Genomic DNA, 16,302 nt, shown 5'->3' with positions numbered 1-16,302 from the left:
TTCCCTCATACGGGGGTATGAGGTCTACACCAGTCGCATATCGCTTCCGCAACGCCCGGTGCAAGAGTACATTGGGGAATTTTCAGCGCGGAAAGCGCTTTCTCCCTCTTCCGGCGAGTGGACTAGACCTTTAGTGGGTGTTGGCGCGAGACTGTCCCCCGTGAGACACGTCATCGCCCTGGATGTGGGCGGCACCGGGATGAAGGCCGCCCTGGTCGGGGCGGGAACCGTGCTGTCCGGGGGGAATCCCCCCAGCCCGCCCACGCTCCTCCACGAGGCGCGCAGGCCCACCGGCAGAGAGCGCGGGCCCGAGGCCGTCGTCGAGTCGATCCTCGACTTCGCCGCGGACCTGCGGGCGTACGGCGAGGAGCACCTGGGCGAGAGCGCGGTCGCGGCGGGCGTCGCCGTGCCCGGCATCGTGGACGCCGAGAACGGCATCGCCGCCTACGCGGCCAATCTGGGCTGGCGCGACGTCCCCATGCGGCGGCTGCTCAGCGAGCGGCTGCACGGCGTGCCGGTCGCGCTCGGCCACGACGTGCGCACCGGAGGACTGGCCGAGGGCCGGATCGGCGCGGGCAAGGGCGCCGACCGCTTCCTGTTCGTGCCGCTGGGCACCGGCATCGCGGGCGCCATCGGCATCGACGGCCGGGTCGAGCCGGGCGCGCACGGTTTCGCCGGGGAGATCGGCCACATCGTCGTACGCCCCGGAGGCATCCCCTGCCCCTGCGGCCAGCGGGGCTGTCTGGAGCGGCTGGCCTCGGCCTCCGCGGTGACGCTCGCCTGGGCCGAGGCGAGCGGGGACCCGGACGCGGACGCCGCCGACTGCGCCAAGGCCGTCGAGTCCGGCGACCCCCGGGCGCTCGCCGTGTGGCGCGACGCGGTGGAGGCGCTCGCCGACGGGCTGGTCACCGCGCTCACCCTGCTCGACCCCCGCACGCTGATCATCGGTGGCGGACTCGCCGAAGCCGGGGAAACCTTGTTCGTGCCGCTTCGGGCCGCCGTCGAGGAGCGCGTGACGTTCCAGAAGCTGCCCGAGATCGTCCCCGCGGCCCTCGGCGACACCGCCGGCTGCCTCGGGGCGGGCCTGCTCGCCTGGGACCTGGTCGCCGAGACCGCCGGGAACGCCGAGACCGCCGCTCACTTCCGTGCCGACGCCGACCCCGACTCCAGTGAGGTAACCGCCTGATGGCCGCATCGCTTGTTCTCTCCGGCGCCCGCGTCGTCCTCCCGACCGGGGTCGTCGAGAACGGACGCGTGATCGTCGACGGCACCGCCATCGCGGGCGCCGCCCCGGCCGACGCGCCCTCCCTCGATCTCGCGGGCCACTGGGTCGTGCCCGGCTTCGTCGATCTGCACAACCACGGCGGCGGCGGCGCCTCCTTCACCAACGGCACGGTCGAGGACGTCCTCAAGGGCGTCCACACCCATCGGCTGCACGGCACCACCACCGTGGTCGCCTCCACCGTGACCGGCGAGATGGACGTCCTGGCCCAGCGCGCCGGGCTGCTCTCCGAACTGGTCGAGCAGGGCGACCTGGCGGGCATCCACTTCGAGGGCCCGTTCATCTCGCCGTGCCGCAAGGGCGCGCACAGCGAGGGCCTGCTGCGCCACCCGGACCCGGCCGAGGTCCGCAAGCTCCTGGACGCCGCGCGCGGCACCGCGAAGATGTTCACGCTCGCCACCGAGCTGCCCGGCGGCCTCGACTCCGTACGCCTGCTCGCCGAGCACGGCGTGATCGCGGCGATCGGCCACACCGACGCCTCGTACGAGCAGACCGTCGAGGCGATCGACGCGGGCGCCACCGTGGCCACCCACCTCTTCAACGCGATGCCCCCGCTCGGCCACCGCGAGCCGGGTCCGATCGCGGCCCTCCTGGAGGACGACCGGGTCACCGTCGAGCTCATCAACGACGGGACGCACCTGCACCCGGCCGCCCTCGAACTCGCCTTCCGGCACAAGGGCGCAGGCCGCGTCGCGTTCATCACCGACGCCATGGACGCGGCCGGGTTCGGCGACGGGCTCTACCACCTGGGCCCGCTGGAGGTCGAGGTCAAGGACGGCGTGGCGCGGCTCGTGGAGGGCGGCTCCATCGCGGGCTCAACGCTCACCCTGGACCGCGCGTTCAAGCGCTCGGTGACGATCGACGGCATCTCGGTCGAGGACACCGTACGGGCGCTTTCGGCCAATCCGGCGCGCCTGCTCGGCGTCGACGACACGGTGGGCTCGCTCGAACCGGGCAAGGACGCCGACCTGGTGGTCCTGGACGCCGACTTCACCGTCAAGGGCGTGCTGCGCAAGGGCAGTTGGGTGGTCGAGCCGAAGCTCGGCTGAAGCCCGCCCCGCGCACACCGGATCGCGGTATCCGGACGGCGGCCGGTTGGAGGTCTGGGCCTGCCGCCGTCCGTTTGGCATGATCACCCCGTGATTCTGACCGTCACGCTGAACACCGCGCTCGACATCACCTACCGCGTCCCCGCCCTCGTACCGCACGCGAGCCATCGCGTCGAAGAGGTTACGGAGCGCCCCGGCGGCAAGGGGCTCAACGTCGCGCGGGTGCTGGCCGCGCTCGGGCACGAGGCGGTGGTGACGGGGTTCGCGGGCGGCCCGAGCGGCGAGGTGCTGCGCGCGCTGCTCGCGGAGCTCGCGCCCGTCGACGCACTCGTCCCCGTCGCGGGCGCCACCCGCCGCACGATCGCCGTCGCGGACGCGGCGACCGGCGACACCACCCAGCTCAACGAGCCGGGCCCGCTCGTCACGCCCGCCGAGTGGGACGCCTTCCTGGCCGCGTACGGGCGGCTGCTGGACGGCGCCGAGGCGGTGGCGCTGTGCGGGAGCCTGCCGCCGGGGCTGCCCGTCGGGGCGTACGCGCAGCTGGTGCGCCAGGCCCGCGGCGCGAAGGTGCCCGTGCTCCTGGACACCAGCGGTGAGGCGCTGCGGCGCGGCATCGCGGCCCGGCCCGACCTGGTCAAGCCCAACGCCGACGAGCTGGCCCAGCTGACGGGTGCGCGCGAGCCGCTGCGGGCGGCCCGCGACGCGCGCAGGCGCGGGGCCCACACGGTGGTCGCCTCGCTCGGCGCGGACGGCCTGCTGGCGGCCACCCCCGAGGGGCTGTGGCAGGCGGCCCCGCCGGCCGCGGTGCGCGGCAATCCGACGGGCGCGGGCGACTCGGCGGTGGCCGGTCTGCTGTCGGGGCTGGTCGAGGGGCTCGACTGGCCGGGGCGGCTGACGCGCGCGGTGGCGCTGTCCGCGGCGACCGTACTGGCGCCCGCGGCGGGCGAGTTCGACCCCGCGGCGTACGAGGACATGCTCGGCTCGGTGCGCGTGACCGAGCACGCGCACTGAGCCGGGCGGTCTAGGCGGGGGTCAGCCAGACCTGGTCGAGGTTGGCGTTGCACTGGTTGCCCTGCTCGCAGGACAGCTTGATCTCGTTGGCGCCCTTGTCGAGCTGCACAAGCGCGTAGGTGCTCTGCCAGCCCTTGGCCCAGTCGCCCGCCGGGGAGTGGGCGAAGTTCTTCATGTTCATGGGCCGGCTCTCGGGCTTGCCGTTGATCGTTATCGTCGCGTTCGCGTCCGTGCCCGGGATGCCGAAGCGCAGGTTCAGCTTGTACGAGCCGGCCTTGGGGACGTTCGGCTTCCAGGTGACCGAGGCGCCCACGCTGTTGAAGTTGCCGACGAACGCGCCGCCGGTGCCCTGCGCGCCCGGCACGTTGGTGCCGACCTGCGCGGAGCCGCCCAGGGTGAGCGTCGCCGCGTCGTCCTTGGGCAGGCTGGCCGGGGCGGAGGCCGACGGCGACGGGTTGGTGCTCGGCTGCGTCGGCTGGCCGGAGGTGGTCGCGCCCGGGTTGGCGGTGTTGTCCTTCTTGTCCTTGTCGCCGCTGTTGCTGGCGAGCGCCACGGCGATGCCGATGACGACGGCCGCGACCACCGCGACCGCGCCGATCAGGAGCCCCTTGGTGTTGGGGCCGCGGCCACCGCCGCCGTTCTGCTGCGGGGGCGGTCCCTGCCGGGGCGGGGCGCCGCCGGGGTAGGTCTCGGGCGCCGCGTACTGCGCGGTCGGCTGCCCGTACTGCTGCTGGGGAGGTCCCTGGTACTGCTGCTGCGGGATCTGTCCGTACTGGCGCTCACCGACCGTGCGCACCTGGTTGTACGACGTCCTCGGGACTCCGGGCTGCTGGTGCCCCACCGTCGGACCCGGGTAGCCGTAGCCGCCACCGGTGCGGGGCGGCGTGGCGCCTGACGCCTGCCCGTCCTCGTACAGGTAGCCGAACGGATCGTCGTCCTCGGGGGTGTTCGCGCCGTTGTTGCCGGGCGTCGTCATCCGGGGTCACTCCTCACTGTCCGCCAGCCGTCGCCGACCGGCCGAGCCTACCCCGAACGGACCACTGCCCGGTCTGGCCCTGGCCACACGTGATCCAGACCCCAATCCGCTCAGCCCGCGCGGCGGTGGACCTTGGAGCGCGACCGCTTCTCGATGTACATCCGCTGGTCGGCGGAGCGCAGGACCTCTTCGACGGACATCCCGCAGCTGGCCCAGCCGATGCCGAAACTGGCGCCGACGCGGACCGCCCGGCCGTCCACCCGGATGGGCGGGATGATCGCGTTGCGCAGCCGAACCGCCAGGTCGGCGGCGTCCGCGGCGCCGAGCCCGTCCGCGAGGACGACGAACTCGTCACCGCCGAGCCGGGCCACGGTGTCGCCGTCGCGCACGCCCGTGGTGAGCCGCCGCGCGACCTCGATGAGGACCGCGTCGCCGGTGTGGTGGCCGAACCTGTCGTTGATCGACTTGAAGCCGTCGAGGTCGCAGAAGAGCACCGCGAGCCCCTTCGTGCCGTCGTCGATCTCACTGTCGGGGGCCACGGTGTGGACATGGTGGTCGTAGGGGCCGCCGCCGGGCACCGCATCGAAGTCGAAGCCGTCGGCGCGGAAGGCGTGCCCGTGCGCCTCGGACTCCCCCGCGCCCGGGGGCCTGCCGTAGGCCGCGTCGAGGGCCTCGACCGCACTCGCCGGGCCGACCGAGTGCGGCCGGGGACAGAGCCGCGCCGACAGTCTCGCGCGCAGCTCGGCGCTGTTGGGCAGGCCGGTGAGGGCGTCGTGGGAGGCGCGGTGGGCGAGCTGGAGCTCGTGCCGCTTGCGGTCCTCGATGTCCTCGACGTGGGTGAGCAGGAAGCGGGGTCCGTCGGCGGTGTCGGCGACCACGGAGTTGCGCAGCGACACCCAGACGTAGGTGCCGTCGCGCCGCCCGAGCCGCAGCTCCGCCCGGCCGCCCTCGGCGGAGGTCCGCAGGAGTGTCCCTATGTCCTCGGGGTGCACCAGGTCCGCGAAGGAGTAGCGCCGCATGACGGAGGCGGGGCGGCCGAGCAGCCGGCACAGGGCGTCGTTCGTCCGCAGCAGGCGTCCGTGCTGGTCGCCGCCCATCTCGGCGATGGCCATGCCGGAGGGCGCGTACTCGAAGGCCTGGCGGAAGCTCTCCTCGCTGGCGCGCAGCGCCTGCTGCTCGCGCTCCAGGCGGACCAGGGCGCGCTGCATGTTTGCGCGGAGCCGGGCGTTGCTGATCGCAATCGCGGCCTGCGATGCATACATCTGGAGCGCTTCGCGCCCCCAGGCGCCGGGCTTGCGGCCGTTGCGGGGCTTGTCGACGGAGATGACGCCCAGGAGTTCCTGGGTGCCGCCCGAGGTGTACATCGGGGCGTAGAGGCGGTCCTGCGGGTGCCACTCGTCCGCGAACCGGGGATCGGGGCCCTCCGTGTACCACTGGGGCACGTCGTCCTCCAGGAGCACCCAGCCCTCGGTGTGCGGGATGAAGCGCAGCCCGTCCCAGTCCTCGCCCATCGCCAGGCGCCGCTCCCAGGAGCTGCGGGATCCGACCCGGCCGGTGATCAGGGCCTCCGCCGCGGCGTTGCCGGCGAAGGCGGCGACGACCAGGTCACCGTCGGGGCGTACGAGATTGACGCAGGCCAGCTCGTAGCCGAGTCCGGCGATGACACCGTCCGCGACGGTCTGCAACGTGTCCGCGAGGCTGCGGGCCGTATTGAGTTCCCCGACCACTTGGTGCAGCTGCCGCAGGGTCGCAAGACGGACGTAGGGCTCCGACTCGGTCTCCATTGCTCGCTCTCCCCGAGACCTCGACAGCAACTCCTGGCTTCAGATCGGCCTTCCTTTTGCACGGTCCCCGCCACTGAATCACAGCGAGCTGTCTAGCCGGTACACAGGGTCAACAAATAGTGCCTTCTGTGACTCAAGTCACAGCAGATGATGGGGGGTTGGCCGTTCTTTCCGTCTTTGCCCCCTACCTTTCCTGAACGCAAACTGAGAACGGGCTGGGAACGGCGGGGGCGCCACGGCGGCCTGTCACGCGTCGGCCGCGAGACCTAGGTCCCGGCTGGTCCCCGGGCCCGATGCGGTCCGCGGTGGCAGGAGACTAGCGTTCCGTTTGTGTTGCAGACACCCCTTACCGCCGCCCTTTCCGCACTCTCCCCCGGAACCCCTCATCCTGTGGGGGTGAGCAATGACGAGTTCCGCGCCGCGATGTCCCGGCTGGCCGCGGGCGTGGTCCTGGTGACCGCGCACGACAGCGACGACGGCCCCCGCGGCGAGGACGTGGGCATGACCGCGACGGCCTTCATGTCGGTCTCCCTCGACCCGCCCCTCGTCCTGGTCTCGCTGCGCAACGGGTCGCGGATGGACGACCTGCTCGCGGAGCAGCCGCTGTGGGCGGTCTCCGTGCTGTCCGAGAGCCAGCGGCACATCGCGGGCCGGTTCGCGATGAAGGGCCGGATCAGCGACCGCCTCCTGTTCGAGGACATCCCGTACAGCAGGGGCGAGGCCAGTGGCGCACCCCTGGTCGGCGGCGCGCTGGCGACGCTGGAGTGCCGTACCGAACAGCGCGTGGAGGCGGGTGACCACACGCTGGCGATCGGCCACGTCCTGACGGCGAACCTGCCGAGCGCGGAGGGCGGCCCGCTGACGTACTTCCGGGGCCGCTACCGGCGGTTGGGGTGACCGGCGGCACCGCCTGCGGAGACGCCCGACGGCATCCGGTGTCGCCTGACGTGGTCCGGAGCCGGGACCGCTGGCGTCGGCCGGTTGCGCCAAAACCGGTCCGCAGAACGGCTTTTCCGGGCTGAACCGATCCGTTCCGGTCTGTGACACGGCCGTCCGTTCTGAGCCGCTCCCCCGCTCCGACCCGTCCGGCCGCCACGGGAGTTGCCCCGGGCGGCCGGGCCGGGCGCCCGGAGGAACGCGGGCCGCGCCCGCCGCGACGTCACCAGTCGCGGCCGGAGCGGCCCTTCTTCGTCTGGGCACGCTGCTTCTTCTCGCGCAGACGCCGCTCGTTGATGCCGCGCGGGATCTTCGTGGCGCGGCGCGGCTTGGGCGGCGGGGCGGTGGCCTCGGCCAGCAGGGACGCGAGCCGGACCGCCGCGGTCTCGCGGTTGCGCCACTGCGAGCGGTGCTCCGAGGCGCGTACGGAGATGACGCCGCCCACCAGGCGGCTCGCGAGCCGCTCCAGCGCGCGGGCCTTCCAGACCTCCGGCAGCGACTCGGTCCGCGCGAGGTCGAAGCGGAGCTCCACCTGGGAGTCGCTGGTGTTGACGTGCTGGCCGCCGGGCCCTGACGACCTGGAGAAACGCCAGATCAGCTCGGCCTCCGGGAGGGAGACGGAGCCGCGGATGAGGTAGGGCCCGGACATGACATCCATGGTGACTCCTCCCCAGCACCGCGTCACCCGCTTTTCCCGGGCTCCCGCCTCGCCCGCTCCCGCCTCCGCACTCCGCGGCGGGTCCCGGCCGGGCTCGTGCGGGCGCCCTGCCGCGCTCCGGCCGGGCCCCCCGGCCTCGTGCCGGGCTCTTGTCGGGCTCTTGGCAAAGAAGGCAAAGCGGATTGGAACCTCGCGGTCCCCCACCGACGTTATGGGGAGTGACGGCAGCTTCGGGACGGCTCGGAGCCCGCACACCACGATGAACACGATGAGGGGACATCCCATGGCTGTAAGCCTGTCCAAGGGCGGCAACGTATCGCTCACCAAGGAGGCCCCGGGCCTGACCGCCGTCACGGTCGGCCTCGGCTGGGACGTCCGCACCACCACCGGAGCCGACTTCGACCTCGACGCCTCGGCCATCGCGGTGAACGCGGCGGGCAAGGTGTACTCCGACGGGCACTTCGTCTTCTTCAACAACAAGTCGACGCCGGACCAGACCATCGTCCACACCGGTGACAACACCACCGGCCAGGGCGAGGGCGACGACGAGTCGATCAAGGTCAACCTCGCGGGCCTGCCCGCCGATGTCGACAAGATCGTCTTCCCGGTCTCCATCTACGACGCCGAGGCCCGCTCGCAGAACTTCGGCCAGGTGCGGAACGCCTACATCCGCATCGTCAACCAGGCCGGCGGTGCCGAGATCGCCCGCTACGACCTGAGCGAGGACGCCGCGACCGAGACCGCGATGGTCTTCGGCGAGCTGTACCGCAACGGCGCCGAGTGGAAGTTCCGCGCCGTGGGCCAGGGGTACGCCTCGGGCCTGGTCGGCATCGCGCAGGACTTCGGCGTCAACGTCTGACACCGCCCCTGACGTGTCCGAGGTGCCCCCGGTGTGAACACCGGGGGCACCTCAGTCGTACCGGGGGCATCAACTCCCCCATGCGCGGCTTGAATTAGTCGCTCAGCGGACACCAGGGACCCCGTTTCGGACACGATCAAGCCAAATGCTTGTCGGGTCACTGTCAAGAAGTGGTCATCTGCTGGCAGTCTCCAACTCGCCCCCACAGAACGAGTGAAGGAGACCACCGAGTGCGAACCACTCTGCGTGCCGCCGCTCTTGCTGCATCCGCCGCCATGGTCGTCGTCGGCGTCCAGGCCGGCTCGACCGCCGGTGCCACCGACCGCGCCGCCGGTGCCACCGCGCTTGACCTCAGCACCCCCCAGCGCGCCGCCGCCCTGAGCGCGGCCCAGACCGCCGCGCCCGCCACCGCCCGCCAGATCGGGCTCGGCTCCGGCGAGCAGCTCGTCGTCCGCGATGTGCTCAAGGACGCCGACGACACGGTCCACACCCGCTACGAGCGCACCTTCAACGGCCTGCCCGTCCTCGGTGGCGACCTCGTCGTGCACACCGCGAAGGACGGCGCCCTCAAGGGCGTCGACAAGGCGACCGACGCGAAGATAGCCGTCGCCACCACGACCTCGCTCAAGGCCGCCCCCACCGGCTCCCGCAAGGTCGTCTGGGCCGCCTCCGGCAAGCCCGTCCTGGCCTACGAGCGCACCGTCACCGGCACCCAGCCGGACGGCACCCCGAGCCGCCGCGACATCGTCACCGACGCCACCACCGGCGCCGAGCTCTACTCCCACGAGGAGATCGAGACCGGCATCGGCACCAGCGAGTACTCCGGCCAGGTCACCCTCGGCACCACCAAGAGCGGCTCGACCTACAGCCTCACCGACGCCGCGCGCGGCGGTCACAAGACGTACGACCTGAAGGGCGGCAGCTCCGGCACCGGCACGCTCTTCACGAAGTCCACCGACACGTGGGGCAACGGCCTGCCGTCCAACCGCGAGACCGCCGCCGTCGACGCCCACTACGGCGCCGCCGAGACCTGGGACTTCTACAAGACCGAGCTCGGCCGCAACGGCATCGCGGGCAACGGCAAGGCCGCCTACTCGCGGGTCCACTACGGCAACGCGTACGTCAACGCGTTCTGGGACGACAGCTGCTTCTGCATGACGTACGGCGACGGCGCGGGCAACAAGAAGCCGCTCACCGCGCTCGACGTGGCCGGGCACGAGATGAGCCACGGCCTGACCGCCGCCACCGCCAAGCTGAACTACAGCGGGGAGTCCGGCGGCCTCAACGAGGCGACCAGCGACATCTTCGGCACGTCGGTCGAGTTCTTCGCCAACAACGCCTCCGACAAGGGCGACTACCTCATCGGCGAGAAGATCGACATCAACGGCAACGGCACGCCGCTGCGCTACATGGACAAGCCGAGCAAGGACGGCAACTCCGCCGACTACTGGTCGAGCTCGGTCGGCAACAAGGACGTGCACTACTCGTCCGGCCCCGCCAACCACTTCTTCTACCTGCTGTCCGAGGGCAGCGGCGCGAAGACGATCAACGGGGTGAACTACAACTCCCCCACGTACGACGGCTCCAAGGTCACCGGAATCGGCCGGGTCAAGGCGTACAAGATCTGGTACAAGGCGCTCTCCACCTACATGACCTCGACCACCAACTACAAGGGCGCGCGCACCACGACCCTGAAGGCGGCGGCCGACCTGTACGGCGCGACCAGCACCGAGTACAAGACGGTGGCGGCCGCCTGGACCGCCATCAACGTGAAGTGACCGTCACCATCGCGACGTAGACGAACGACCGGCGGTCGACCCGCCTGGTTCTACGGGGAGTCGGGCTTCCCGTCCCCGTGGAGCCAGGTGTCCCACACCGCCGAGAGCTTCCCGCCCGCTTCGCCGGCCTGCTCGTCGGCGAAGCGGGTGAAGTCCGTGGTGGAGGCGTTGGCGTGCCGGTGCGCGCGCGTCCAGGCCTGAAGCAGCGCGTAGAACTTCTGGTCCCCGAGAATCCCGCGGATCTTGTGGACGACCATGGCGCCGCGCACGTACACCGGACGGCCCGACACGTCGGCGGCCGTCGGCGGATCGGCCGGCGGGAAGGCCCAGATCTCGTCGCCCTCGCCCTTGGCGTACTCCTCGTCGAAGTGCTGCTGCGCCGTCGCGCCGCCGTGGTCCTCGCTCCAGAGCCACTCCGAGTACTGCGCGAACCCCTCGTTCAGCCACATGTCGCGCCACGCCGCCGGGGTGACGGAATCGCCGAACCACTGGTGGGCCAGCTCGTGCACGAGGGTGCTGGTGTCGAAGTGGTCCAGCGGCATCACCGGCCGGTTCTGCGTCTCCAGGGCGTAGCCCGAGGCCTTCTCCGGCGCCACGATCACACCCGCCGAGGAGAACGGATACGGCCCGAACCTCTTCTCCTCCCACTCCAGGATGTCCGGGATCCGCGCCACCACCGCGGCGGCCTGCTGGCGCACCCCCGGGTCGACAGCGCTGTAGAGCGGGATGCCGGACTTGGTCGTCCCCTTGTCGTCGATCTCGTACGGCCCGATCGCCACGGTCGCGAGATAGGTGGCCATCGGCTCCTTGACCCGCCAACTGAACGAGGTGCGGCCGCCGTTGCTCACCTTGGACGCCAACTCGCCGTTGGACACGGCCTGCAGACCGTCGGGCACGGTCACCTTGATGTCGTACGTGGCCTTGGCGCTCGGGTGGTTGTTGGAGGGGAACCACGCCATCGAACCCGTCGGCTCCCCCAGCGCGAGCACGCCCCCGCCGGGCGACCTCAGCCAGCCCTCCTGGGAGCCGTCGGCGTCCGTGAGGGTCTTCGGGCTACCCGAGTAGCGCACGACCGCCGTGAACGTCGCACCCTTGCCGAGGTCCTCCCGGGGGCGCAGGGTCAGCTCGTCCCCGGCCCGGTTGACGGCGGCGGGCCGGCCGTCGACGGTCGCGTCCCGCACGTCCATCCCGGCGAAGTCGAGGTCGAAGGCGCTGAGGTCCTTGGTGGCCCGCGCCACGATCGTGGCCGCGCCCACCAGGTGGCCGGTCGCCGGGTCGTAGTCGAGGTCCAGGCTGTAGTGCTGGACGTCGTAGCCGTCGTTGCCGAGCTTGGGGAAGAGCCGGTCGTGCGCGCCGGAGGAGCCCGGGGTGCCGGTCACGCCCCCGCTGCACGAGATGACGGCGAGGGCGGTGAGCAGCGCGACGGAGACGAGGCGGGCACGGTGCGCCCCGCGCCGCTGCGGCGCCGCCCGCCTCTCCGTTCCTGAGTCCACGCCTGTGATCCTACGGGCGGCGCGGGGGCCCGCTACCTGTGTCCGTACTCTTCGCGGCGCTTCGCGGCCGGGCCCCGTGACCGCTGGTGCCCGGGTTACTTGTTGAGGGCCGCGAGGCCCGCCCGGGCGAACTTCTCGTCGAGGTCGCCGCTCGGGGCACCGGCCACGCCGACACCCGCGACCGGGGCGCCCTTCGCCGTGACGGGGGCGCCGCCCGCCAGGAACAGGGTGCCGGGGATGTCCTTGAGGTTCGGGGCCTGCGCGAGGCGCTTGGCCAGCTCCGAGGTGGGCGCGTTCCAGGAGACCGCGGTGTACGCCTTGCGCACGGCCGACTCGGGGGACTGCGGCCCGGCGCCGTCGCCGCGCAGCGTGACGAGGGTGTTGCCGTCGCGGTCGACGACGGCGACCGACACCTTCTGGTTCTCCTTCGCGGCGGCGTCGAGCGCGGCCTGGGCGGCCTTGGTGGCGGCGCCGACGGTGAGGTGGGTGGTGGTGGTCAGGTCCCGGTCGCCGACGGCGGCGCCGCTCGCGGCCGGGGCGGCGGGGGCGGCCGGGGTGGCGGCGTTGGCGGAGACGACGCCGAAGGTTCCGGCGGCGGCGACCGCGAGGCCGGTGAGCGCGAGGGCGAGCTTCTTGTTCATCGTGCGCTTCGCACCCTTCGCGTGGTCCGTGGAGAGGTCCGGGTTCTTCGTGGTGAGGTTCATGCTTCGATCCTCCGGGCGGACGCGCCCCGATCCCGTCGGCGTACCGGCTGCTCACGGCGCGCGGTACGGCCGACCCTCCCGTCAGCCGATCGGTTGATGCGGGGGTGGCCGCATCGGGTCACGATGAGTACGTACGCGCAGGTGAGAGGCGCAGGGAGGAAGCGGATGAAGGACGGTGCGGACCCGCGGGGCACCGAGCGGTGGCTGCCCGTGGTGATGCACGCGGCGTTCTTCCTGCTGCTCGGCGCCTCGCTCGCGCGGTTCCTGATCCGCCATCCCGGGGAGGCCCGCACCCCCTGGATCATCGCGCTGTCGGCCACGCTGGCCCTGCTCTACGTGCTCGGCCCCGCGCTGGGCTCGCGGCCGACCCCGCGCCGCCTCGGCTGGCTCGCCGGGGTCGTGGCCACCTGGATGGTCCTCGTCGTGCTCGCGCCGAGCTTCGCGTGGTGCGCGGTGCCGCTGTTCTACACCGGGCTGCGCACCCTGCGTCCCCGCGCGGCGCTGGTGCTCGTCGGGGTGCTGACCGCGTTCGTGGTGACGGCGCAGGTCGAGCTGTCGCACAACGGCTTCGACCCGAACCTCGTCCTCGCGCCGCCCGCCGTGGCCGCCATCGCGACCGCCGTCTTCGTCCAGATGCAGCGCCAGTCCGACCGCCAGCGGGAACTGACCGACCAGCAGCGGGAGTTGATCGACGACCTGCTGCGCACCCGGCGCGAACTCGCGGCCACCGAACGCCGCGAGGGCACGCTCGCGGAACGGCAGCGGCTCTCCATGGAGATCCACGACACCCTCGCCCAGGGCCTGTCCAGTCAGCAGATGCTGCTCCAGGCGGCCGACCGGGTGTGGGCCGCCGACCCCGACGCGGCGCGCCGCCATGTCCGTACCGCCGAGTCCATCGCCGAGCGCAACCTCGCCGAGGCCCGCCGGTTCGTGCACGACCTGGCCCCCGCGGAGCTCGCGGAGGGCGGCGGCCTGGACGCGGCCCTGCGCGCGCTGGCCGCGCGGGAGTCGGCGGAGTCCGGGGCGTTCGAGGTTCGCTGCCACATCGACGGCGCCCCGACCACTCCCCTGCCCGACCGCGTCGGCTCCGCCCTGCTGCGCATCGCCCAGGGCGCCCTGGCGAACGTCCGCGAACACGCGTCCGCGACGACAGCGGCCCTCACCCTCACCTACCTGGGCGACCAGGTGGTCCTGGACATCGCGGACGACGGCCGGGGCTTGACCCCGGGCGAGGGGGCGGACGCGACGGGGCGAGGCGCCGGGGTGCGGGGGCACGGGCTGCCCGCGATGTACGCGCGGGTGCGGCAGCTCGGCGGGAGCCTCACCGTCGAGTCGGCGCCCGGCGAAGGCACCGTCCTGTCCGCCGCGATCCCCCTGGAGCCCCGGCCATGACCGACCCCGTACGGATTCTGCTCTGCGACGACCACGCCGTGGTGCGCGCCGGGCTGCTCGCCCTCCTCGGCAGCGAGCCGGACATCGAGGTGGCCGGGGAGGCGGGCAGCGGCGAGGAGGCCGTGGCCGCGGCGGCCAAGCTGAAGCCGGACGTCGTGCTCATGGACCTCCAGCTGGGGCCCGGCATCGACGGCGTCGAGGCCACCCGCCGCATCTCCGCGACCGGGGTGCGCGTCCTCGTCCTGACGACGTACGACACCGATGCCGACATCACCCGGGCCATCGCCGCCGGCGCGACGGGCTACCTCCTCAAGGCCGAACGCCCCGAGGAGCTCTTCGCCGCGATCCGGGCCGCCGCCGAGGGCCGCACCACGCTGTCCGCGCCGGTGGCCAGCCGCGTGATGAACCAGCTGCGCGGCGCCGCCCGCCCCACCCTCACGCCCCGCGAACTCGACATCCTGGCGCAGCTGGCCAACGGTCTGGGCAACCGGGACATCGCCCGTGCGCTGTTCATCAGCGAGGCCACGGTGAAGACGCATCTGGGGCGCATCTACGAAAAGCTGGGCGTTGACACGCGGGCGGGGGCGGTGTCCGTCGCCAAGGAACGGCGCCTTCTGCCGTGAGGGCGGGTGGGCTCGGCCCGATTCCTGCGAGTGGGCTGAGGACGACTCCCGGGGCTCCGCCCCAGACCCCGCTCGCGCCTGAACGGCGCTCGTCCTCAATCGCCGGACGGGCTGAGGATGCCGATGCTGGCCCCCCTACAGGGGCGCGAGGAACTGCGCGACCAGCCACGCACGGTCGGCGGACGAAGGCGGGCTCAGGGGCGCGAGGAACTGCGCGAGCGGCCACGCACGGCCCGCAGGGGACATCAGACCCGCAAGCGGCCCGGGGCACAGCCCCGCCCAGACCCCGCAGGGGGCCAGCGCGGACAGCCCCGCCCTCGCAGGGGGGCCAGCGCGGACGACGCCCGCCCCGCAAAGGGACGGGCGGGCCCGGGGGCGGAGGCCCCCGGAGGGGGGTGCGCTCCCGGCGTGACACCATCGACCCGTGCTCGACATCGGCTACTCCCTATCCCGCCGCTTCCCCGACCCCACCCGGATCGACTACAGCCGCGCGGACGTCTACACCCTGCGCCACGACCTGTTCTGCGGAGACGTCTACCTCGCCGACACCAAGGCGGACCGCGAGGTGTCCACAGCCTGGGGATGGGTGCCGGTGCTCGACTTCGCCTGGGCCCTGTGCGACACCGTCGAGCGCCTCGACGAGGACCCCCTCGGCTCGCGCGCCGCCCGCCCCCAGTACGCCGAGATCGACTTCACCGAGTCGAGCGACCGCATGCTCTTCGAGCGCCGCTTCGGCTGGGTGGACGTGGAGGCCGACTGGATGCCCGCCGAGGAGGCGCCCCTCACCTTCTCGCACGCCGAACTCCGGCGCGAGACAAGGGACTTCCTGCACGACCTGATCGCCGACCTCACCGACCTGCACGAGGACCTCGGCGACAACCCGATCGTCTGGGACCTCCAGGCCCGCTTCCCCCGGCTCCCCTGACCGCCCCCCGAGCACGGCAGAGCATCACGCCTCCACCCGCACCCCCACCTGGGCCGCGAACGCCGGTGCCAGGTCGAGGAGTTGGGACGGGCTGATGACCGCACCCGCGAGCCGTTCCACCCCGCGCGCGATGTCGAGCAGGGTGGCCCCGCGCAGGTCGACGTCCTTCATCCGGGCCCCCGTGAAGTCGGCCCGGCGCAGCTCGCAGCCCCGGAACTCCACCCGCGTCAGCGTGGCCCCGCCGAAGTCGGGCTCGGACAGCACGCAGCCGTCGAAGACGACGTCACGCAGCTCGGCCTCCCGCAGGTTCAGGTAGTCGATCTTCCCGCCCTTGATCAGCACACGCTCCAGCATCGCCCCGTGCAGCTGCACCCCGCCCATCCGGACGTCGCGCACCTCCACGTCCCGCAGGTTCGCCCGCGCCAGGTCCGTACCCACACCGCGCACCCCGGACAGGACCGAGTCGATGAAGCGGGCTCCCGTCAGCCGCGTATCGTCCAGACCGCAGCCGTAGATCCCGCAGTCGAGGAAGCGCGCGCTGTGCGCCTGCTGTCCCGCCAGGTCGAGGTCCCTGAACTCCAGCCCGTCATAATCGCCCTCCGGCTCCAGCTCACCCGCGCCGAACGGCGCCAGTGGCGGCAGTCGCACCTCCGTCCTGCGGGCACCCGCCGTAGCCGCCGTCTTCTTCGCACTCCGTGCCGCTGCCATGTCCCCATGCTGGACCATGGCACTGACAATCACCCCTGCTCGGAAGCCGGGGAAGCCCCCACTCCGTAAATTCGCGCTCAGGACATGTCACATTCGCGGACCCCGCTCCGTCCTGTTTCCGTGA

The 16,302-nt window shown here is 72.4% G+C and carries 15 protein-coding genes; 9 read left to right on the top strand and 6 right to left on the bottom strand.

The annotated features are described in order from the left end of the window. Positions 1-160: 160 nt before the first annotated feature. From DT019_RS24645 to DT019_RS24635, 3 genes are all read left to right on the top strand, one after another. Complete coding sequence (locus DT019_RS24645) at positions 161-1,186, top strand: ROK family protein (RefSeq protein WP_189389903.1); 1,026 nt, start codon at positions 161-163, stop codon at positions 1,184-1,186. Further along, positions 1,186-2,331: an N-acetylglucosamine-6-phosphate deacetylase gene (gene nagA, locus DT019_RS24640; protein ID WP_114039075.1), complete on the top strand. Its 1,146-nt coding sequence runs from the start codon at positions 1,186-1,188 to the stop codon at positions 2,329-2,331. Before DT019_RS24645 ends, nagA begins: the two co-directional genes overlap by 1 nt. Before the next feature lie 90 nt (positions 2,332-2,421). Then, positions 2,422-3,342 (top strand): 1-phosphofructokinase family hexose kinase, encoded by a 921-nt coding sequence (locus DT019_RS24635; protein ID WP_114039074.1) that lies wholly within the window; start codon positions 2,422-2,424, stop codon positions 3,340-3,342. A 10-nt stretch (positions 3,343-3,352) separates the two neighbouring features. Here the strand turns inward: DT019_RS24635 and DT019_RS24630 are convergent, their stop codons facing one another. Both DT019_RS24630 and cdgB read right to left on the bottom strand, forming a co-directional pair. After that, complete coding sequence (locus DT019_RS24630; RefSeq protein WP_114039073.1) at positions 3,353-4,318, bottom strand: CBM35 domain-containing protein; 966 nt, start codon at positions 4,316-4,318, stop codon at positions 3,353-3,355. Between the two features lie 110 nt (positions 4,319-4,428). Further along, the gene (gene cdgB, locus DT019_RS24625) at positions 4,429-6,102 is read right to left on the bottom strand and encodes a diguanylate cyclase CdgB (RefSeq protein ID WP_114039072.1); all 1,674 of its coding nucleotides are present in this window, start codon (positions 6,100-6,102) and stop codon (positions 4,429-4,431) included. Between the two features lie 330 nt (positions 6,103-6,432). On the opposite strand from cdgB, the gene DT019_RS24620 reads away from it, so the two are divergent. Then, positions 6,433-6,999 (top strand): flavin reductase family protein, encoded by a 567-nt coding sequence (locus DT019_RS24620; protein ID WP_114039071.1) that lies wholly within the window; start codon positions 6,433-6,435, stop codon positions 6,997-6,999. 262 nt (positions 7,000-7,261) lie between these two features. Here DT019_RS24620 and arfB read toward each other — a convergent pair whose 3' ends face one another. Further along, positions 7,262-7,696, bottom strand: a complete 435-nt coding sequence (gene arfB / locus DT019_RS24615) for an alternative ribosome rescue aminoacyl-tRNA hydrolase ArfB (RefSeq protein WP_114039070.1) — start codon at positions 7,694-7,696, stop codon at positions 7,262-7,264. 283 nt (positions 7,697-7,979) lie between these two features. On the opposite strand from arfB, the gene DT019_RS24610 reads away from it, so the two are divergent. Together DT019_RS24610 and DT019_RS24605 are read left to right on the top strand one after the other, a co-directional pair. After that, positions 7,980-8,555 (top strand): TerD family protein, encoded by a 576-nt coding sequence (locus DT019_RS24610; protein WP_114039069.1) that lies wholly within the window; start codon positions 7,980-7,982, stop codon positions 8,553-8,555. 275 nt (positions 8,556-8,830) lie between these two features. After that, positions 8,831-10,333: a M4 family metallopeptidase gene (locus tag DT019_RS24605; RefSeq protein WP_114039068.1), complete on the top strand. Its 1,503-nt coding sequence runs from the start codon at positions 8,831-8,833 to the stop codon at positions 10,331-10,333. Between the two features lie 50 nt (positions 10,334-10,383). Here DT019_RS24605 and DT019_RS24600 read toward each other — a convergent pair whose 3' ends face one another. Further along, complete coding sequence (locus tag DT019_RS24600; protein WP_114039067.1) at positions 10,384-11,826, bottom strand: M1 family metallopeptidase; 1,443 nt, start codon at positions 11,824-11,826, stop codon at positions 10,384-10,386. Between the two features lie 95 nt (positions 11,827-11,921). Further along, entirely contained in the window at positions 11,922-12,467 is a 546-nt protein-coding gene (locus tag DT019_RS24595) for a GlcG/HbpS family heme-binding protein (protein WP_114039192.1), read from the bottom strand. A 228-nt stretch (positions 12,468-12,695) separates the two neighbouring features. Here DT019_RS24595 and DT019_RS24590 point away from each other — a divergent pair, with 228 nt between their 5' ends. The 3 genes from DT019_RS24590 (at position 12,696) to DT019_RS24580 (ending at position 15,470) form a co-directional block, all read left to right on the top strand. Next, the gene (locus DT019_RS24590) at positions 12,696-13,922 is read left to right on the top strand and encodes a sensor histidine kinase (RefSeq protein ID WP_114039066.1); all 1,227 of its coding nucleotides are present in this window, start codon (positions 12,696-12,698) and stop codon (positions 13,920-13,922) included. After that, a complete protein-coding gene (locus DT019_RS24585; RefSeq protein ID WP_114039065.1) occupies positions 13,919-14,545 on the top strand; it encodes a response regulator in 627 nt (208 codons plus the stop codon). The genes DT019_RS24590 and DT019_RS24585 overlap by 4 nt, the downstream gene beginning before the upstream one ends. A gap of 424 nt (positions 14,546-14,969) precedes the next feature. Further along, positions 14,970-15,470 (top strand): hypothetical protein, encoded by a 501-nt coding sequence (locus DT019_RS24580; RefSeq protein ID WP_114039064.1) that lies wholly within the window; start codon positions 14,970-14,972, stop codon positions 15,468-15,470. A gap of 24 nt (positions 15,471-15,494) precedes the next feature. Here DT019_RS24580 and DT019_RS24575 read toward each other — a convergent pair whose 3' ends face one another. After that, entirely contained in the window at positions 15,495-16,178 is a 684-nt protein-coding gene (locus DT019_RS24575; protein ID WP_114039191.1) for a pentapeptide repeat-containing protein, read from the bottom strand. Positions 16,179-16,302: the final 124 nt, after the last annotated feature.

Source organism: Streptomyces sp. SDr-06, assembly GCF_003324565.1.
Taxonomy (GTDB): domain Bacteria; phylum Actinomycetota; class Actinomycetes; order Streptomycetales; family Streptomycetaceae; genus Streptomyces.
This window is presented reverse-complemented; position numbering and strand designations above follow the sequence as displayed.